Raw genomic sequence first — 17,744 nt, 5'->3', positions numbered from 1 at the left:
TACCCTGGTGCCGCCCGCCTCTATGCTCCGCGTCCTGATCGCCCTCGCTCTGACCTGCCTGCTCCAACCGGCCTTCGCTGACGAGCGCGCGCAAACCCAACAGCAGTTGGATGCCACGCGTCAGGACATTGCCGAGCTGAAAAAGCTGCTGGGCAAGCTGCAGGAAGAAAAATCCGGCGTGCAGAAAGAGCTCAAGGGCACCGAAACCGAGATGGGCAAGCTCGAGAAGCAGGTCGATGCCCTGCAAAAAGAGCTGAAGAAAAGCGAATCCGAGCTGCAGCGGCTTGATGCGGAGAAAAAAAAACTCCAGAGCGCGCGCACTGAACAACAGCGACTGATCGCCATGCAGGCCCGCGCGGCCTATCAGAACGGCCGTCAGGAATATCTCAAGCTGCTGCTCAACCAGCAGAATCCCGAGAAATTCGCCCGCACCCTCACCTATTACGATTACCTGAGCCAGGCCCGCCTGGAACAGTTGAAGAACTTCAACGAAACCCTGCGCCAACTGGCCAATGTCGAAAAAGACATCGCCATGCAGCAAGCGCAATTGCTGGTCCAGAAAAGCAGCCTCGACACCCAGCGCGACGAACTGGAAAAAGTACGCAAGGAACGCCAGCAAGTCCTCGCCAAGCTCAACGATGACGTGAAAGCCCGCGACCAGAAGCTGGCCGCCCGCGAGCAGGATCAGGCAGACCTGTCTAAAGTCCTTAAAACCATTGAAGAAACCCTGGCCCGCCAGGCCCGTGAGGCAGAAGAAGCGCGGCAGAAAGCGCTGATCGCCCAGCAGGAAGCGGAAAAAAAGCGTTTGCGTGAGGCGCAGGCTGATAACAGCGACGCCCCACGAAAACCCGTCAGATCAACGCCAGGCGCGCTGGTTTCCAGCAGCGGCGAGACCTTCGGTGGCCCTTTTGCTGCAACCCGGGGAAAACTTCCGTGGCCGGTTGATGGTCGATTGCTGGCACGTTTCGGCGAAAGCCGTGGCGACGATGCGCGCACCAAGTGGGATGGCGTGATGATCAGCGCCGCCGCCGGCAGCCAGGTGCATGCCGTGCACGGCGGACGCGTGGTGTTCGCCGACTGGTTGCGCGGTGCCGGACTGCTGGTGATCCTCGATCACGGCAATGGTTATCTGAGTCTTTACGGTCACAACCAGACGCTGCTCAAGTCGGCCGGTGACGTGGTAAAAGCCGGTGAGTCGATCTCCACTGTGGGTAACAGTGGTGGTCAGGACACGCCAGCGCTGTATTTCGCAATTCGTCAGCAGGGTCACCCGAGTGATCCGGCGCAATGGTGTCACGCGCAAGGATAAGCGCGTCGCCTAATTCAGGAGTTCGTTCGACATGCTGCATTTGTCCCGCCTTACCTCGCTGGCCCTGACGATCGCCCTGGTGATCGGCGCGCCTCTGGCGTTCGCTGCTCAACCGGCCCCGGCCGTCGCTCCGGCAGGCACTGCCGCGACCGCCAAGGCACCGTTGCCGCTGGAAGAGTTGCGCACCTTTGCCGAGGTAATGGATCGGATCAAGGCCGCCTATGTCGAGCCGGTGGACGACAAGACCCTGCTGGAAAACGCGATCAAGGGCATGCTCAGCAACCTCGATCCACACTCCGCGTACCTGGGCCCTGAAGACTTCACCGAGTTGCAGGAAAGCACCAGCGGCGAATTCGGCGGCCTGGGCATCGAAGTCGGTTCCGAAGACGGCTTCATCAAAGTCGTCTCGCCGATCGACGACACCCCGGCATCGAAGGCCGGCATCCAGGCCGGTGATTTCATCGTCAAGATCAACGGTCAGCCGACTCGCGGCCAGACCATGACCGAAGCCGTGGACAAGATGCGCGGCAAGATCGGCCAGAAAATCACCCTGACCCTGGTCCGTGACGGCGGCACGCCGTTTGACGTGACCCTGGCCCGCGCCGTGATTCAAGTGAAGAGCGTCAAGGCACAGCTGCTGGAATCGGGCTACGGCTACATCCGCATCACCCAGTTCCAGGTCAAGACCGGCGAAGAGGTCTCCAAGGCCCTGGCCAAGCTGCGCAAGGACAACGGCAAGAAGCTCAACGGCATCATCCTCGACCTGCGCAACAACCCGGGCGGCGTGTTGCAGGCCGCAGTGGAAGTGGTCGACCACTTCATCAAGAAAGGCCTGATCGTCTACACCAAAGGCCGGATCGCCAACTCCGAGCTGCGCTTCTCCGCCACCGGCAAAGACGAAAGCGAAGCGGTGCCGATGGTGGTGCTGATCAACGGTGGCAGCGCCTCGGCCTCGGAAATCGTCGCCGGTGCCCTGCAGGATCAGAAGCGCGCCGTGGTCATGGGCACCACCAGTTTCGGTAAAGGCTCGGTGCAGACCGTGCTGCCGCTGAACAACGACCGTGCGCTGAAGATCACCACGGCGCTGTACTTCACGCCGAATGGCCGCTCGATCCAGGCCCAGGGCATCGTCCCGGACATCGAAGTGCGCAAGGCCAAGATCACCAACGAAGCGGACGGCGACTACTTCAAGGAAGCCGACCTGCAAGGTCACCTGGGCAACGGCAATGGCGGCGCGGACAAGCCGACCGGTTCCAGCGCCAAGGCCAAAGCCATGCCGCAGGATGACGATTACCAGTTGGCCCAGGCCCTGAGCCTGCTCAAAGGCCTGAGCATCACCTCCGGCCGTTGAGGATGTCTTTGCGTTTCCTCGTCGTCCTGCTGTGCTGTCTGGCGGGTGCTGCTCACGCAGAGCCCGCCAGAGTCACAGCACAAAAAGCCTACCTGACGCTGATCATCGACGACCTGGGGCAAAACCTGCCCCGGGATCGCCGCGTGCTGGCCCTGCCCGGCCCGGTGACCACGGCGATCATGCCCGACACCCCGCATGCCACCGAGTTCGCCCGCGAAGCCCATCGCGCCGGCAAGATCGTGATCCTGCACATGCCCATGGACCCGGCCACCGGCCCCTACGCCTGGCATCCCGAGCTGCCGCTCGAAGAACTGGAAAAACGCCTCGACGCCGCCTTCAAAATGGTCCCGTATACCGCCGGCATCAATAACCACATGGGCAGCCGCATGACCGCACAACCCGTAGCGATGGCATGGCTGATGGGTGAGTTGCAGCGTCGTCACAAGTTCTTCGTCGACAGCCGCACCAGCGCGCAAACCGTGGCTGCGCAACAGGCTCAGAAGATCGATCTGGCGAGCGTCTCGCGGGATGTGTTCCTCGATGACGAGCGAACCGAGGCCGCCATCTTCACCCAGTTGCAGACGGCGATCAGCCTGGCACGCAAACAGGGCTCGGCAGTGATGATCGGCCATCCGTACCCGCAGACGCTGGCGGTGCTGGAGCGGGAATTACCCAAGCTCAAGTCCCAGGGGATCGAATGGATCGACATCAAACAGATGATCAGCGTGCGCAGCAATCGCGCGACGGCTGCTCACGGCAAGGATGGCGTGTACCGCTAAAAAGATCGCAGCCTTCGGCAGCCCCTACATTTGCCATGCATCCTCCTGTAGGAGCTGCCGAAGGCTGCGATCTTCAGACAGGCGCTAGAGATACCGCCCCATGATCTCGTCCACCACACCGTCCTTGCGCATCTGATCCAGCGCCGCCTGCAGCTTCTTCACCGTTTCGTCCGGCACATCCTTGTTCAGCGCCAGGTACAGCTCGGCGCTGTTGAAGCGCAGCACGGTTTTGAGCCCGGTCACGCCGTCCTGTTTTGCCAGATAGCGCCCGGCCGGGTCACCGGTGGCCCACAGATCGATCTGACCGTTGACCAGTTTTTTCGCGTTGTCCTGATCGCGCAGCACCACCAGGGGCTTCAAGCCTTGCTTGGTCAGCGTCTCGGCAATCGCGTCGCCCTTGTAGGCACCGATCTTGTATTTTCGCGCATCGTTGAGGGTTTCGAGGGTGATCTTGCTGTCAGCCCTGGCCAACATGATCCAGTCGTCCGGGCCGATCGGGCCGACCCATTTGAACAGGTTTTCGCGATCCGGCAGGCGCGCCATCACGAAGGCACCGTAACCGGGATTCTCCAGCGCCAGTTTGTAGACCCGCTCCCATGGGAAGCGCAACGTCAGGCTGTAGGTAAGGCCGGCACGCTTGAACATTTCGCGCACGATATCGGTGGCGATGCCATCGATGTTCTCGCCCTTGGCGAAGTTCTTGCCATCTTTCGCCATGTTGTAGGGCGGGAAGTTTTCGGTGAGAAGCACCAGATCGGTGTCGGGACTGTTTTCGGCCCGAGCAGTGTTGAGCAACAACACAGAAGCACTGGCGATAACAAGAAGCAGGCGTTTGATCATGTCGGGCTACCGGAATCCATGGCGTGCCCAAGAGTGCCTTGGGTACGCCATGCTGTCCACTGGCCTGTACGGTTTAGCGCATGACAATCCCGCGATGCGCCATATAGGCCTTGGCCTCCTGCACGGTGTATTCGCCGAAGTGGAAAATACTCGCGGCGAGCACTGCGCTGGCGTGGCCTTCGAGGATGCCGTCAGCCAGGTGCTGCAGGTTGCCGACGCCGCCGGAGGCGATCACCGGAATGCCCAGCGCATCGCTGATGGCGCGGGTTACGCCGAGGTCGAAGCCGTTTTTCATGCCGTCCTGATCCATGCTGGTCAGCAGGATCTCGCCGGCACCCAGGCCTTCCATCTTCTTCGCCCACTCGACTGCGTCGAGACCGGTCGGCTTGCGCCCGCCATGGGTGAAGATTTCCCAGCGCGGGGTTTCACCCGGGCCGGAAACCTTCTTCGCGTCGATGGCGACGACGATGCACTGCGAGCCGAAATGCTGCGCAGCTTCGCCGACAAACTCAGGGTTGAACACCGCGGCGGTGTTGATCGAGACCTTGTCCGCACCGGCATTGAGCAGGTTGCGAATGTCCTGCACGGTGCGCACGCCACCGCCCACAGTCAGCGGGATGAACACCTGGCTGGCCATGCGCTCGACGGTATGCAGCGTGGTGTCGCGGCCATCGACGCTGGCCGTGATGTCGAGGAAGGTAATCTCGTCGGCACCCTGTTCGTCATAGCGACGGGCGATTTCTACCGGGTCACCGGCATCGCGAATGTTCTCGAACTTCACACCTTTGACGACCCGGCCGTTGTCCACGTCCAGGCAAGGGATGATGCGTTTGGCCAGCGCCATGGTCAGTCCTCAGCCTTTGTACGAGTCGCAGAAAGCTTGCGCTTCGGCGACGTCGAGGGTGCCTTCGTAGATCGCCCGGCCGGTGATTGCGCCGATGATGCCCGGGGCCTTGGCGTCGAGCAGCGACTTGATGTCACCCAGATTGTGGATACCGCCGGAAGCGATTACCGGAATCTTCGTCGCCGCAGCCAGCGCAGCGGTGAACGGTACGTTGCAGCCCTGCATCATGCCGTCTTTGGCGATGTCGGTGTAAACGATGGCGGACACGCCGTCGGCTTCGAACTGCTTGGCCAGATCAATGACCTGAACCTTGCTGATTTCAGCCCAGCCGTCGGTGGCGACGAAACCGTCCTTGGCGTCGAGACCAACGATCACTTTGCCCGGGAACGCGCGGCAGGCTTCAGCGACGAACGCTGGCTCTTTCACCGCTTTGGTGCCGATGATCACGTAGCTCACGCCCGCTTTGACGTAGTGCTCGATGGTTTCCAGCGAACGGATGCCACCGCCGATCTGGATCGGCAGATTCGGGTAGCGCTTGGCGATCGCGGTGACCACTTCGCCGTTGACCGGCTGGCCTTCGAACGCGCCGTTCAGATCGACTAGATGCAGACGGCGGCAACCGCCCTCCACCCACTTGGCAGCCATGCTCACCGGGTCATCGGAGAACACTGTGGAATCTTCCATGCGGCCCTGGCGCAGACGTACGCAGGCACCGTCTTTAAGATCGATAGCAGGAATAATTAGCATGCTTTTCCTTCGTCAAAGAGCTGCAAGCTGCAAGCTTTAAGCTGCAAGCGCGCACGTGTGTCTGATTCTTGCAGCTGACAGCTTGAAGCTTGCAGCTGCTCCTAATTTTTTTCGAGCGCCCACAGGTCGCTTTCGATGCTTTCAAACCGCTCTTTGAGGTGGGTCTGCACATCGAAAATCGCCCTGTTGTAAAAGTGCGGAGCAATTTCGCGGGTAAACAGCTCAAGAATTTCCGCCGCTTCGAACGAACCCAGGTCCAGTTCGAAACGGTCTTCCATGAACCGCTGGATCTTGCGATAGGCCTCGCTCTCCTGTTCGGGAGCGAGGGTCAGGATCGGCGGCTTGGACTTCTTGGCAGCCATTTACCAGCGACCGTCCCACGCCGCGAAGTTCTGCAGCAATTGCAGGCCATGGGTATGGCTCTTCTCCGGATGGAACTGCACGGCGAAACGCGAGCCATCGGCCAGCGCTGCGGCGAAATCGACCCCGTAATGACCGCTGCCGACCACCTGCCGCGCGTTGGCGGCGGCGATGTAGTAGCTGTGCACGAAGTAGAAACGCGCCAGGTCCGGAATGTCGTGCCACAGCGGGTGGCTGACCTTCTGCTTCACCTCGTTCCAGCCCATGTGCGGGACTTTCAGATGCTCGCCGTCTTCGTGCAGGTCTTTGCCGAAGAACTTCACTGCGCCCGGGAACAGGCCGATGCAATCGACGCCGTCGTTCTCTTCGCTGGTGTCGAGCAGGGCCTGCATGCCCACGCAGATGCCGAGAAACGGACGGTCCTGGCTGACTTCACGCACCAGCGAGTCGAAACCGAGACGACGGATCTCCGCCATGCAGTCGCGAATCGCGCCAACACCGGGGAATACCACGCGATCGGCTTCGCGGATCACGTCCGCGTCGCTGGTGATCAGCACCTTGCCGGCACCGACGTGCTCGAGGGCCTTGGCCACCGAGTGCAGGTTGCCCATGCCGTAGTCGATAACTGCAACCGTCTGCATTACAGAACGCCTTTGGTCGATGGCATTTGCCCGGCCATGCGCTCATCCAGCTCGACGGCCATGCGCAGGGCGCGGCCGAAAGCCTTGAACACGGTTTCGATCTGGTGGTGGGTATTGGTGCCACGCAGGTTGTCGATGTGCAGGCTGACCAGCGCGTGGTTGACGAAACCCTGGAAGAATTCCTGGAACAGATCAACGTCGAAACCGCCCACGGTGGCGCGGGTGTACGGCACGTGCATCTGCAGGCCTGGGCGACCGGAGAAGTCGATCACCACGCGTGACAGCGCTTCATCGAGCGGCACATAGGCGTGGCCGTAGCGACGGATGCCTTTCTTGTCGCCAATGGCTTTGGCGAACGCCTGGCCGAGGGTGATACCGACGTCTTCCACGGTATGGTGGTCGTCGATATGCAGATCGCCCTTGCATTCAATATCCAGGTCGATCAACCCGTGACGGGCGATCTGATCCAGCATGTGCTCAAGAAAAGGAACACCGATATCGAATCGGGCCTTTCCGGTGCCATCAAGGTTGATCGAGGCTTTGATCTGGGTTTCCAGAGTGTCGCGCTCGACAGACGCCTTACGTTCGGCCATCACCAGCTCCGCAAAATCATTGGGCGAAAAAGGCAGCCATTATAGGCACGCGGGGCCGAAACAGAAACACGAGACGTGATATGCCTGACGGACAGAAGCCCCGGCTGTCGCGGGTAGACATGTCCATACAAGCCATTACAGGCACCCCAAAACAACTGTAGGAGGGAGCCTGCTCGCGATAGGGCCCTCACATTCAACATTTCTGTCGACTGTCAGACCGCTACCGCAAGCAGGCTCACTCCTACAGGGGTACTACGTTTTACTTAGTGAAACAGTACCGCCGTCTTCTGCAGGGTCACCCACACACCCCACGCCAACGGAATACCCACCACCAGCCACGCGGCGATCGCCAGCGGCTTGGTGCCCGGCGCGGCTTTCCACTCCAGCACAGTGCTGCTGTCGGCACCTTTGTCATGACCCAGCGCCTGTTCGGCAGCCAGTTCGGCGTCGGTCATGAAGTACTTGTCAGCCACCGGACGCACCAGCAGGTTGCACAGGAAACCCAGCACCAGCAGGCCCGCGAGGATGTACAGGGTGATGTCGTAAGCGGCAGCGCGTTCAACGCCGATACTCAACTGATACTCACGCAGGTAGTTGACCAGCACCGGACCGAGCACGCCAGCCGCCGCCCAGGCAGTCAGCAGACGACCGTGGATCGCGCCAACCATTTGCGTACCGAACAGGTCGGCCAGATACGCCGGAACGGTCGCAAAACCACCGCCGTACATCGACAGGATGATGCAGAACGCCGCCACGAACAGCGCAACGTTGCCCAGGTGACCCATGTTCGGGATCAACGCGTACAGGGCAAAACCGAGGGCAAAGAACACGAAGTAGGTGTTTTTGCGACCCAGGTAGTCCGAGAACGAAGCCCAGAAGAACCGGCCACCGATGTTGAACAGGCTCAGCAGACCGGTAAAACCGGCAGCGATTGCGGCAATCGACGCCAGTTGCCCGGCATCCAGTTGACCGAACGGCACGTCAACACCCAGCAGCTTGCCGCCGAACACTTCCTGCAACAGTGGCGAGGCCATGCCCAGAATGCCGATGCCGGCGGACACGTTCAGGCACAGCACCAGCCACACCAGACGGAATTGCGGGGTTTTCCACGCCACATTCACGTGTACGTGACGGTGGGTGATCATCGAGTTCGAGGCTTTTTTCGCCGGGGCGGTCCAACCTTCAGGCTTCCAGCCGGTTGGCGGCACGCGGTAGGCCAGAGCGCCACCGATCATGAACACGAAATAGATTGCAGCCATGGCCACGAAGCTCTGCCAGACGCCAACACCGGCCGGCGAAGCGAAGTGGCTCATCAGCGCAGTCGCCAACGGTGCACCGACCATCGCGCCGCCACCAAAACCCATGATCGCCATGCCGGTCGCCATGCCGCGCTTGTCCGGAAACCATTTGATCAAGGTCGATACCGGCGAGATGTAGCCCAGGCCCAGACCGATACCACCGATCACCCCGGAGCCGATCCACATCAGCCAGATCTGGTGGGTATAGATACCCAGCGCCGAAATCAGCAGACCGCCGCACCAGCACAGTGCCGATACCACACCGGCCTTGCGTGGCCCTGCGTGTTCCAGCCAGCCACCCCAGATCGCTGCGGAGCAACCGAGGAAAATGAAGAACAGGGTGTAGATCCAGCCGAGCATCGAAATCGGCCAGTCGCATTGCGAAGAGAACACCTGGGCGATGAAGCTCATGTCCGGCGCGCAAGCCACCGGAGCGGTGATGCCCAGCGCCTTGGACAGCGGCAACCAGAACACCGAGAAACCGTAGGCCATGCCGATGCACAGGTGGATGGCCAGAGCGGCCGGTGGAACCAGCCAACGGTTGAAACCGGGCTTGGCGATGATGCGTTCCTTGGACAGGAACGCAGGCTGGTCGGCGCGAAGGCCGTCCGCCGTGATGCTCGTGCTCATTGTGTATCCCCCAATTATTAGTATGGTTCGCCAGCCACTGTTCACCCTCGGCCTTGATGCACGCAGGCATGACCGTTTTTTAGGTGAAGCTCCTTGAAGGCGCGACGTTAAGTCGCAGAAGGACGGACGAACTGGCGAAGGTTACCATTAGCACGTGACAGAAAAACCAAACTGATATCACCTTTTTCGTGTCACCTGATCTCATCTCCTGTAGGCGCTGCGCAACGCTGCGATCTTTTGACCTTGTTCTGAAAGGCGAAACTCAAAAGATCGCAGCCTGCGGCAGCGCCTACAGGGAGACACTCTTGAGGAGCATCAATGCCTGTCATCGTTCAAACGCTTGAAGACGCCAGTTACCAGGATCAGCAGGATCTGCAGAAGATTTATCGTGATGCCCCGCAATGGCTGTTCGCACCGTATACCGATGACGCTCAACTGATCGAAAACTGCCTGGCTGACGGGACTTTGATTGCAGGACGTTTCAATGATCGCCTGCTCGGTGCTGCGCGTCTGACAAGGCACGACACGGTTTGGTACTTGTCCCATTTATGTGTGCGAAAAGTTACCCGACGCCGTGGAGTGGCCGAGCGGCTGGTGAACCAAGCGCAGAAATTGGCGTCGCAAGCGGGTGCGCAGTTGCGTCTGCTGGCGCCTGCCGGACACCTTGAAGCGCAGGCGCTGGCCGCCAAACTGCAAGTGCCGCTGGAAACAATCGCTACATGACGGCGCCCCGAACCGGGCGGATGCAGCGCTATACTCCCCGGCTAAATTACGAATTCGACTAACTACAAGGACTCGCCCATGAAAGCGTTCGGCAAAATCCTGGGTCTGGTACTTCTCGGGCTGTTGCTGATCATTGTGGCGGCGGGCTTCGCCCTGACCCACCTCTTTGATCCCAACGACTATAAAGACGAGATCCGCCAGATAGCCCGCGACAAGGCCCACATCGAGCTGACGCTCAATGGCGATATCGGCTGGAGCCTGTTCCCGTGGCTCGGCCTGGAACTGCACGAGGCCAGCGTCGCCACCCTGATCAATCCAACCGAACCGTATGCCGATCTGCAGATGCTCGGCCTGTCCGTGCGCGTGCTGCCGCTGTTGCGCCGCGAAGTGCAGATGAGCGATGTGCGTGTCGAGGGCCTGAACCTGCGCCTGAAACGCGACAAGAACGGCCACGGCAACTGGGAAGACATCGGCAAGTTGCCGACACCCGCCGCACCTGCCGGCAGCCCGACGCCTGCCAGCACAGCTGCTGCAGAGGCCCCCGCCCAGCCGGAAAAACCGCCGCAGCCGATCCGGCTCGACATCGACAGCCTGACCGTCAACAACGCCCGCGTTGAGTACAACGACGAGCAGACCGGCAAGCAGTACAGCGCCGAAAGCATCCAGATGAGCACCGGCGCGGTACACGACTCGACCAATATTCCGCTGAAAGCCACGGCGTTCCTCAGCACCAATCAGCCGGTGCTGCGGGTGCGTACCGAGCTCAACGGCGAGCTGCGCATCGAGCGCGCCCTGCAACGCTACAAGTTCGAAGACATGAAGCTGTCCGGCGAACTGACTGGCGATCCGCTGCAAGGCAAGACCATGACCTTCTCCGCCCAAGGCCAGATGCTGCTGGACAAAGCCGCGAACGTCGCCGAATGGACCGGGATCAAGATCTCTGCCAACCAGTTGCGCGCGCTCGGTGAGCTGAAAGCCAACGACCTCGACAAGACCCCGCAGATCACTGGAGGCATCTCGATCGCCCAGTTCGATCTGGCGAAATTCGTCGACAGCATCGGCCAGACGCTGCCGGCGATGGCGCCCGGCAGTCTGAGCAAGGTCGAACTGGTCAGCCGTGTGGCCGCCACACCAACCAGCGTCGCCCTCGACAACATCAACCTGAAACTCGACGACAGCAGCTTCAGCGGGCGTATTGCCGTGGAAGATTTCGCCAAACAGTCGCTGCGGGCGATCCTCAAGGCTGACACTTTCGACGTCGACCGCTACCTGCCGCCGAAATCGGACAAGGCCAAGACTGCCACGCAAGTGCGCCAGGCTGAAGTCGCCAGCACCGAAGCCGATGCCATGGCCGGTGCCGGCAGCACACCGCTGCCGGACAAACCAAGCAAAAGCGCCTGGAGCACCGAGCGCCTGCTGCCGGTCGAGCGCCTGGCCAAACTCGATGTCGATGCCGACCTGAGCTTCGGCCAACTGACCCTCGACAAACTGCCGATCCAGAACGCCGCACTCAAAGCCACGGGCCAGGGCGGCCTGCTGACTCTGGAGAACCTGCACGGCGGCCTGTACAACGGCGACTTCGAAGCCAAAGGCACCCTCGACGTGCGCCCGAGTGCGCCAGTGTTGAATCTGCAGACCCGGATCAACCGCGTTCCGGTGGAGAAAATCCTCGAAAGCCAGGGCAAGAATCCGCCGGTCAAAGGTCTGGTCACGCTGACCAGTAACGTCACAGGCAGCGGCAACAGCCAGCAGGCGCTGATCGAAACCCTCAACGGCAACGCCAGTTTCGTGATCAACGACGGCGTGCTGCTCAACGCCAACCTGGAACAGCAACTGTGCAAGGGTATCGCCACCCTCAACCGCAAAACCCTCAGCGGCGAGCCACGGGGCAAGGACACGCCGTTCCAGGAACTCAAGGGCAACCTGACCTTGCGCAACGGCGTCGCCAGCAACCCGGACCTGAAAGTGCGCATCCCCGGCATGACCGTCAACGGTGACGGCGACATCGACCTGCGGGTGCTGGGCATGGATTATCGCGTCGGCATCATCGTCGAAGGTGACACCAGCGCCATGCCGGACCCGGCCTGTCAGGTTGGCGAAAAATTTGTCGGTATCCAGTGGCCGCTGCGCTGCCGTGGCCCGCTGGAACTGGGCGCCAAGGCCTGCCGCCTGGACAACGAACGTCTGGGCCAGGTCGCGACCAAAATGGCCGGCGACAAGCTCAGCGAGAAGATCGACGAAAAACTGGGCGACAAAGTCAGCCCGGAACTGAAAAACGCATTGAAGGGGCTGTTCAAGCGATGAGAGCGGAGCAGTTTTCCACGGCGGTGCTGGAATGGTTCGACCGCCACGGCCGCCACGATTTGCCTTGGCAGCAGGACATCAACCCGTATCGGGTGTGGGTGTCGGAGATCATGTTGCAGCAGACCCAGGTCAGCACCGTGCTCAATTACTTCGACCGCTTCATGGCCGCGCTACCGACGGTTCAAGCGCTGGCCGAAGCGCCGGAGGACGAAGTGCTGCACCTGTGGACCGGGCTGGGTTACTACACCCGCGCGCGCAATTTGCAGAAGACCGCGAAGATCGTCGTCAGCCAGTACGGCGGCGAGTTTCCGCGGGATGTGGAAAAGCTTACGGATCTGCCGGGCATCGGCCTGTCCACCGCCGGGGCCATCGCCAGCATCAGCATGGGCCTGCGTGCGCCGATTCTCGACGGCAACGTAAAACGCGTTCTGGCGCGTTTTACCGCGCAAGAGGGTTACCCGGGCGAACCGAAGGTCGCCAAGCAACTGTGGGCCAACGCAGAGCGTTTCACGCCGCACGATCGGGTCAACGCCTACACCCAGGCGATGATGGATCTCGGCGCCACGCTGTGCACCCGCAGCAAACCGAGCTGCCTGCTGTGTCCGCTGGAAAAGGGCTGCGAGGCGCACATGCTCGGCCTGGAGACACGCTACCCGATCCCCAAGCCGCGCAAGGCGATCCCGCAAAAACGTACGCTGATGCCGATGCTGGCCAATGGCGACGGCGCGATTCTGCTCTATCGCCGCCCGTCCAGCGGTCTGTGGGGCGGCTTGTGGAGCCTGCCGGAGCTCGACGACCTCGACGACCTGCAACATCTGGCCGATCAGCACTCGCTGACGATGGGCGAGCAGCAGGCGCTGCCAGACCTCGTCCACACCTTCAGCCATTTCCAGCTGTCCATCGAACCCTGGCTGGTTCAGGTGCAGGAGGCCAGCCATCACGTGGCCGAGGCCGACTGGCTCTGGTATAACCTCGCCACCCCGCCGCGCCTGGGCCTTGCAGCCCCGGTCAAAACCTTGCTCGAACGCGCGGCCGCCGTATTGAATGCAGGAGAGTCACCATGACCCGTACCATCATGTGCCGTAAGTACAAAGAAGAATTGCCCGCGCTGGAACGTGCTCCTTTCCCGGGCGCAAAAGGTCAGGATATTTTTGACCACGTCTCGGCCAAGGCCTGGGCTGACTGGCAGAAACACCAGACCCTGCTGATCAACGAAAAGCGTCTGAACATGATGAACGCTGAAGATCGCAAATATCTTCAGGGTGAAATGGACAAGTTCTTCTCCGGCGAGGATTACGCCAAAGCTGAAGGCTACGTTCCACCTGCCGAGTAAACCCCGAAATTCGGGGGGTGGATCGTAAGCGACGGAATTAATTTAAGAAACTTTAAAAAAGTCGTTGACGTAAATCCGAAAAACCCTTTTAATGCGCCCCGTTGCCCAGATAGCTCAGTCGGTAGAGCAGGGGATTGAAAATCCCCGTGTCGGCGGTTCGATTCCGTCTCTGGGCACCAAATACCGAAAACCCTGAATCGCAAGATTCAGGGTTTTTTTATGCCTGCGATTTGATGGCGGCTCAATCCAGCCTTTTGCGCAGCCCAGAAAAAACCCGCGACCCCTTTACTGGCGTCGCGGGTTTTGTCGTTTCAGATGGTCAGTAGGTCATCGACCAGTTCTCAACGCATATCAATCATTGCGCGATGAGTTTTCAACGTCGACGGGTTTCGGCCAACGACGATCCACGCTACTTTGGCCGCACCTTAAGGAAGAGGGTCATCCACTCGATGAACCAGAAAAGAACCCGCGTACCCCTGCCCCATCCGCCACCCTATCGCCAGAGCAGAGCTTCATTCTGGCTGACGGTTCTCGTCGGCGTACTGACCGCCTTCGTCATCGGCGCCTCGATTTATCTGATCGTCCACAGCTTGATCAGCGGCTCCATCACTACAGGGAACCGATCTGGCCCACGTCATACCTACACCCTTGCGCTACAACCCCGAATGTATTGGTTCGAAATCGTGTCGCAGTGCATTGGCACCGTATTCCTGGTGGCCGTCGGCTGGATCGGATTATGGCTTTACCGCGTGGCGCACGAGCCCACCGACAAGGCAAAGGCCAAGCGCACGCAGCGGTAAATGGAGGTTGCCCTCAGAGGGTGTTGACGTAGTCGACTGGCAACAAAACCGTGTCGAGCGCAGCGTCGACCGGTAGAGATACGACGGTAATCAGCGGGCAAACGATCATCATGTAACAGATGACGGCGGATGGCATGCCGTCTCCCCCTCTCACGCCAAGCAAGTGCAGGTTGCCATCGACGCCCTTGTAGTACGGCTCTTCTGAATCACCGTTCATACGCCCCATCATCGTTCCACAACCGGCCAACAGCAAAGCCAGGCTCACTGCTGAGCCAATACGCAAAATCCCTTTCAAACCAGTACTTCCTTCGCCACAAACTATAAGGCGCGGGATTGTACCCGCGCCTCGACGCTCAATTACACCCAACCTTATCCAGCGTCATTCCAGTGGAAAACCAGATTGCGTGCTGTGCCACTGCCAATGTCTGTCACGTCGTGCCGTGTTTCGCCATTGCGAGTGGCGACCACCGTGTACTTACCGGGTGGCAATTGTACGTACACCAGCGGGCCCGCTTGGGTGAGGGTCAGCACGGTTTGCCCTGGCGACTTTTGAATCATCACATCGACATCAGCGGTGTACTCGTCTTGCGCCCCCACTGCGAACGTCATGTGCAGGTTGTAACCGGTAGTCTGCTGAATGGCTTTTGCTTCATCAACGCCAATCCCGCCGGACAGGTAGTTGATGCCGTTTTGCTGTTGTTGCTGGACTTGCACACCGGCGCTGTCGACCGGTTCCAGGTTGGCGGCCTGCGGCATCACCGGAAAAACCAATGCAGCAACCGCCGCGATTGGCAGCATGAATGAAAAAACGCGTTTCATGATGACGACTCCCGGGCTCCTGTAGAGCCCAACCGTTACTCCTTTTAGATTTTGTGCAGGGGGCCGGGTTTTAGATTGATTGGAACTTGGGCTGTGTACGAAATGGACTACAGACCATTACTCACTGACACACCTTTTGTCGGCAACGTCCTGCAACACCCATCCCCTCTTCCTGCCACCTAAGCAGGCTCGCCCGACATCGCCAAGCGGCGACTCTTGGCATGCTTTTGCGCCTGTTTCCACTGATGCGAATGACTCGATGAGCCAGATAAAACCGACTGATGTGCAAGATCCGAAAATCGACTCGTTGCTGGGGGAGCAGGGCGAAGTGATTCGCCAGGCGCGGCAAAAAGTGCTGCGTGCGGTTGATACGATTCAGGTGCAGACCTGCTGGCAGATTGGCCGGCATATTGTCGAGTTTGAACAGAAAGGCGCCCAACGTGCGGGGTATGGCAAGCAGTTGCTGGCCTTGTTGGCGAAAGATCTGACGGCGCAGTTCGGGAAGGGGTTTGATGAAACCAATCTTCGGAAAATGCGCCTGTTTTATCAGTTGTTCCCAATTCGAGACGCACTGCGTCTCGAATTGAGTTGGACTCACTATCGCAGGCTGCTGCGGGTCGAAAGCGCAACAGCGCGCCAGTGGTACGTGAAAGAAGCCGCCAACCTGAACTGGTCCAGCCGCGCCCTTGATCGCCAGATTAATACGCTCTATTACGAACGGCTCCTCATGAGTCGAGACAAGGCCGATGTGATTGAGGAGGCCTCCACCAATATTGAGGCGATGAAAAGCAATCCGCGCGAGTTCATTCGCGACCCCGTCTTGCTCGAATTTCTCGGGCTGCCTTCACCTTGCAAGATCAGAGAGAATGTCCTTGAACAGGCTCTAATCGAGCACCTGCAGGGCTTTCTTCTTGAACTGGGCAAAGGCTTTTCATTTGTCGCTCGCCAACAACGCATCAGCACCCATGATGTGGATCTGTATATCGATCTGGTGTTCTACAACTACCTGCTCAAATGCTTCGTGATCATCGATCTCAAACGCGGCCGGCTCAGCGCCCGCGACGTCGGGCAAATGGACATGTACGTGCGCATGTACGACGAGCTCAAGCGCAGCGAGGGCGACAAGCCGACAGTCGGAATCATTCTGTGCGCAGAGAGCAACGACTCGGTGGCACGCTATTCAATGCTCAAGGGCAATGAGCAATTGTTCGCCAGCAGTTACAAGACGATATTGCCGAGCGAGGAAGAACTGCGCGCCGAACTCAATCGAGAACAGGCCTTGATCGAAGAACGCCAGCGCCTTCAATCCACTGAATAGAAACTGCCGATTGTTGTTCCCGGGTGGCGCGAAGACTATCGTTGACAGCTCCCCGAAAAGGTTAAGCGCGATGAGCTGTCAGGGTACGCCAGCAATGGAAGACATGCAGTCAAAGTCACCGCTTTTGACTGAGAAACAAAGTGAGGGCTTCAAGGAAGTCGCCGCCGATGGTTTTGTGCTCGGCGGTTTCACCTGGCGACACGCCCTGCCCGACATCCAGCGCCCGGTAGTCATCATCAACGCCGCCACCTCGGTACGCGGCCGACATTACGCGCGCTTCGCTGATTATCTGTTCGCCAACGGCTTCGACGTGATCACTTACGATTACCGAGGCATCGGCGAATCACGCCCGGCAATCATGAAAGACCTTAAGGCCTCATGGACCGATTGGGGCGCGATGGATTTCGAAGCGATGCTCAAACGCGCGCAACGGGAATTCCCCGGTCAGCCAATCGATGTGGTCGGCCACAGTTTCGGCGGTTGCGCGGCAGGGCTCGGTGCGTCCGGACAGGTCATTCGTCGGCTGGTGACGGTGGGCGCGCAGTTCGCTTACTGGCGCGACTATGCGCCGGAACAGCGCTGGCGCATGTTCGGCAAATGGCATCTGCTGATGCCGCTGCTGACGCGGTTCTGTGGCTACTTCCCCGGCAAGCGCCTCGGCTGGCTGGAGGACACGCCCGCCGGCGTCGTACGTGACTGGAGCACGCCCACCGGACGTTACGAGCAGCGCCCGAGCGGCCGCAGACTGCTGAAGGCTGCCGGTCGAATGCCCTTCACCAACGTCCGCGCCCAGACCCTGGCGATCAGCATCAGCGACGACCCCTATGGCACCGTTGCGGCCATCGAACGCTTGCTCGACTACTTCAGCCATGCGCGCAAAACCCACCTGCGCATCGAGCCGCAGGACATCGGCGAGCAACAAGTGGGACATTTCGCCTTTTTTCGCAACGCATACCAAGCCACACTATGGCCCATCGCTCTGACCTGGCTGCAAACCGGCGAACTGGCCCCCGATTCACCCGGGCGGACAGTGCCACGCAGCTGAGCCCTATCAA

The 17,744-nt window shown here is 60.0% G+C and carries 19 protein-coding genes and 1 tRNA gene; 11 read left to right on the top strand and 9 right to left on the bottom strand.

From position 1 onward, the window contains the following. The first annotated feature begins 22 nt into the window (after positions 1–22). Genes KKQ10_RS11985 through KKQ10_RS11975 form a run of 3 tightly spaced genes read left to right on the top strand, consistent with a single transcriptional unit; the run spans position 23 to position 3,439 of the window. Positions 23–1,309, top strand: coding sequence for a murein hydrolase activator EnvC family protein (locus KKQ10_RS11985; RefSeq protein ID WP_215501216.1), 1,287 nt, complete (start codon positions 23–25; stop codon positions 1,307–1,309). 31 nt (positions 1,310–1,340) lie between these two features. After that, positions 1,341–2,660 (top strand): S41 family peptidase, encoded by a 1,320-nt coding sequence (locus KKQ10_RS11980; protein ID WP_127648574.1) that lies wholly within the window; start codon positions 1,341–1,343, stop codon positions 2,658–2,660. Positions 2,661–2,662: 2 nt separating this feature from the next. Further along, the gene (locus KKQ10_RS11975) at positions 2,663–3,439 is read left to right on the top strand and encodes a divergent polysaccharide deacetylase family protein (protein WP_215501215.1); all 777 of its coding nucleotides are present in this window, start codon (positions 2,663–2,665) and stop codon (positions 3,437–3,439) included. Between the two features lie 84 nt (positions 3,440–3,523). Here the strand turns inward: KKQ10_RS11975 and KKQ10_RS11970 are convergent, their stop codons facing one another. From KKQ10_RS11970 to KKQ10_RS11940, 7 genes are all read right to left on the bottom strand, one after another. Then, a complete protein-coding gene (locus tag KKQ10_RS11970; RefSeq protein ID WP_215501214.1) occupies positions 3,524–4,279 on the bottom strand; it encodes a substrate-binding periplasmic protein in 756 nt (251 codons plus the stop codon). Positions 4,280–4,352: 73 nt separating this feature from the next. Further along, positions 4,353–5,123, bottom strand: coding sequence for an imidazole glycerol phosphate synthase subunit HisF (hisF, locus tag KKQ10_RS11965; RefSeq protein ID WP_007897430.1), 771 nt, complete (start codon positions 5,121–5,123; stop codon positions 4,353–4,355). 9 nt (positions 5,124–5,132) lie between these two features. Next, a complete protein-coding gene (gene hisA / locus KKQ10_RS11960; RefSeq protein WP_127648571.1) occupies positions 5,133–5,870 on the bottom strand; it encodes a 1-(5-phosphoribosyl)-5-[(5-phosphoribosylamino)methylideneamino]imidazole-4-carboxamide isomerase in 738 nt (245 codons plus the stop codon). Positions 5,871–5,971: 101 nt separating this feature from the next. Then, on the bottom strand, positions 5,972–6,232 hold the full coding sequence (locus KKQ10_RS11955) for a DUF2164 domain-containing protein (protein WP_127648570.1): 261 nt from the start codon (positions 6,230–6,232) through the stop codon (positions 5,972–5,974). Next, positions 6,233–6,871: an imidazole glycerol phosphate synthase subunit HisH gene (gene hisH, locus KKQ10_RS11950; RefSeq protein ID WP_127648569.1), complete on the bottom strand. Its 639-nt coding sequence runs from the start codon at positions 6,869–6,871 to the stop codon at positions 6,233–6,235. Next, the gene (gene hisB, locus KKQ10_RS11945) at positions 6,871–7,464 is read right to left on the bottom strand and encodes an imidazoleglycerol-phosphate dehydratase HisB (protein WP_007909204.1); all 594 of its coding nucleotides are present in this window, start codon (positions 7,462–7,464) and stop codon (positions 6,871–6,873) included. The genes hisH and hisB overlap by 1 nt, the downstream gene beginning before the upstream one ends. A gap of 263 nt (positions 7,465–7,727) precedes the next feature. After that, positions 7,728–9,392, bottom strand: coding sequence for an OFA family MFS transporter (locus KKQ10_RS11940; protein WP_215501213.1), 1,665 nt, complete (start codon positions 9,390–9,392; stop codon positions 7,728–7,730). A gap of 318 nt (positions 9,393–9,710) precedes the next feature. On the opposite strand from KKQ10_RS11940, the gene KKQ10_RS11935 reads away from it, so the two are divergent. The 6 genes from KKQ10_RS11935 (at position 9,711) to KKQ10_RS11910 (ending at position 14,552) form a co-directional block, all read left to right on the top strand. Beyond that, complete coding sequence (locus KKQ10_RS11935; protein ID WP_215501212.1) at positions 9,711–10,115, top strand: acetyl-CoA sensor PanZ family protein; 405 nt, start codon at positions 9,711–9,713, stop codon at positions 10,113–10,115. A 78-nt stretch (positions 10,116–10,193) separates the two neighbouring features. Beyond that, positions 10,194–12,419: an AsmA family protein gene (locus KKQ10_RS11930; protein ID WP_215501211.1), complete on the top strand. Its 2,226-nt coding sequence runs from the start codon at positions 10,194–10,196 to the stop codon at positions 12,417–12,419. Then, a complete protein-coding gene (gene mutY / locus KKQ10_RS11925; protein ID WP_215501210.1) occupies positions 12,416–13,483 on the top strand; it encodes an A/G-specific adenine glycosylase in 1,068 nt (355 codons plus the stop codon). The genes KKQ10_RS11930 and mutY overlap by 4 nt, the downstream gene beginning before the upstream one ends. Next, complete coding sequence (locus KKQ10_RS11920; RefSeq protein WP_095192313.1) at positions 13,480–13,752, top strand: oxidative damage protection protein; 273 nt, start codon at positions 13,480–13,482, stop codon at positions 13,750–13,752. Before mutY ends, KKQ10_RS11920 begins: the two co-directional genes overlap by 4 nt. Positions 13,753–13,855: 103 nt before the next feature. Continuing rightward, positions 13,856–13,931 (top strand) — tRNA-Phe (locus KKQ10_RS11915). Between the two features lie 186 nt (positions 13,932–14,117). Continuing rightward, complete coding sequence (locus KKQ10_RS11910; RefSeq protein ID WP_252191582.1) at positions 14,118–14,552, top strand: hypothetical protein; 435 nt, start codon at positions 14,118–14,120, stop codon at positions 14,550–14,552. 13 nt (positions 14,553–14,565) lie between these two features. On the opposite strand, the gene KKQ10_RS11905 is transcribed toward KKQ10_RS11910, so the two are convergent. Both KKQ10_RS11905 and KKQ10_RS11900 read right to left on the bottom strand, forming a co-directional pair. Beyond that, positions 14,566–14,847, bottom strand: a complete 282-nt coding sequence (locus KKQ10_RS11905) for a YceK/YidQ family lipoprotein (RefSeq protein WP_252191581.1) — start codon at positions 14,845–14,847, stop codon at positions 14,566–14,568. A gap of 74 nt (positions 14,848–14,921) precedes the next feature. Beyond that, entirely contained in the window at positions 14,922–15,371 is a 450-nt protein-coding gene (locus tag KKQ10_RS11900; RefSeq protein ID WP_127648561.1) for a carboxypeptidase regulatory-like domain-containing protein, read from the bottom strand. Between the two features lie 259 nt (positions 15,372–15,630). Here KKQ10_RS11900 and KKQ10_RS11895 point away from each other — a divergent pair, with 259 nt between their 5' ends. Together KKQ10_RS11895 and KKQ10_RS11890 are read left to right on the top strand one after the other, a co-directional pair. Then, positions 15,631–16,689, top strand: coding sequence for a PDDEXK nuclease domain-containing protein (locus KKQ10_RS11895; protein WP_215501209.1), 1,059 nt, complete (start codon positions 15,631–15,633; stop codon positions 16,687–16,689). 94 nt (positions 16,690–16,783) lie between these two features. Further along, positions 16,784–17,734 carry an alpha/beta hydrolase family protein gene (locus KKQ10_RS11890; RefSeq protein ID WP_502941586.1) on the top strand — a complete coding sequence of 317 codons (951 nt, stop codon included), beginning with the start codon at positions 16,784–16,786 and terminating at the stop codon, positions 17,732–17,734. The last annotated feature ends 10 nt before the right edge of the window (positions 17,735–17,744 follow it).

This window comes from Pseudomonas sp. MG-9, from assembly GCF_018729515.1.
GTDB lineage: Bacteria > Pseudomonadota > Gammaproteobacteria > Pseudomonadales > Pseudomonadaceae > Aquipseudomonas > Aquipseudomonas serboccidentalis.
This window is presented reverse-complemented; position numbering and strand designations above follow the sequence as displayed.

What these genes read in the sequence shown, in the direction of transcription:
- hisF (WP_007897430.1), bottom strand. Translation starts at nt 5,123, where the DNA reads ATGGCGCTGGCCAAACGCATCATCCCTTGCCTGGACGTGGACAACGGC.
- KKQ10_RS11900 (WP_127648561.1), bottom strand. Translation starts at nt 15,371, where the DNA reads ATGAAACGCGTTTTTTCATTCATGCTGCCAATCGCGGCGGTTGCTGCA.
- KKQ10_RS11930 (WP_215501211.1), top strand. Translation starts at nt 10,194, where the DNA reads ATGAAAGCGTTCGGCAAAATCCTGGGTCTGGTACTTCTCGGGCTGTTG.
- mutY (WP_215501210.1), top strand. Translation starts at nt 12,416, where the DNA reads ATGAGAGCGGAGCAGTTTTCCACGGCGGTGCTGGAATGGTTCGACCGC.
- KKQ10_RS11975 (WP_215501215.1), top strand. Translation starts at nt 2,663, where the DNA reads ATGTCTTTGCGTTTCCTCGTCGTCCTGCTGTGCTGTCTGGCGGGTGCT.
- KKQ10_RS11890 (WP_502941586.1), top strand. Translation starts at nt 16,784, where the DNA reads ATGGAAGACATGCAGTCAAAGTCACCGCTTTTGACTGAGAAACAAAGT.
- KKQ10_RS11970 (WP_215501214.1), bottom strand. Translation starts at nt 4,279, where the DNA reads ATGATCAAACGCCTGCTTCTTGTTATCGCCAGTGCTTCTGTGTTGTTG.
- KKQ10_RS11980 (WP_127648574.1), top strand. Translation starts at nt 1,341, where the DNA reads ATGCTGCATTTGTCCCGCCTTACCTCGCTGGCCCTGACGATCGCCCTG.
- hisB (WP_007909204.1), bottom strand. Translation starts at nt 7,464, where the DNA reads ATGGCCGAACGTAAGGCGTCTGTCGAGCGCGACACTCTGGAAACCCAG.
- hisA (WP_127648571.1), bottom strand. Translation starts at nt 5,870, where the DNA reads ATGCTAATTATTCCTGCTATCGATCTTAAAGACGGTGCCTGCGTACGT.
- KKQ10_RS11935 (WP_215501212.1), top strand. Translation starts at nt 9,711, where the DNA reads ATGCCTGTCATCGTTCAAACGCTTGAAGACGCCAGTTACCAGGATCAG.
- KKQ10_RS11940 (WP_215501213.1), bottom strand. Translation starts at nt 9,392, where the DNA reads ATGAGCACGAGCATCACGGCGGACGGCCTTCGCGCCGACCAGCCTGCG.
- hisH (WP_127648569.1), bottom strand. Translation starts at nt 6,871, where the DNA reads ATGCAGACGGTTGCAGTTATCGACTACGGCATGGGCAACCTGCACTCG.
- KKQ10_RS11910 (WP_252191582.1), top strand. Translation starts at nt 14,118, where the DNA reads ATGAGTTTTCAACGTCGACGGGTTTCGGCCAACGACGATCCACGCTAC.
- KKQ10_RS11920 (WP_095192313.1), top strand. Translation starts at nt 13,480, where the DNA reads ATGACCCGTACCATCATGTGCCGTAAGTACAAAGAAGAATTGCCCGCG.
- KKQ10_RS11985 (WP_215501216.1), top strand. Translation starts at nt 23, where the DNA reads ATGCTCCGCGTCCTGATCGCCCTCGCTCTGACCTGCCTGCTCCAACCG.
- KKQ10_RS11955 (WP_127648570.1), bottom strand. Translation starts at nt 6,232, where the DNA reads ATGGCTGCCAAGAAGTCCAAGCCGCCGATCCTGACCCTCGCTCCCGAA.
- KKQ10_RS11895 (WP_215501209.1), top strand. Translation starts at nt 15,631, where the DNA reads ATGAGCCAGATAAAACCGACTGATGTGCAAGATCCGAAAATCGACTCG.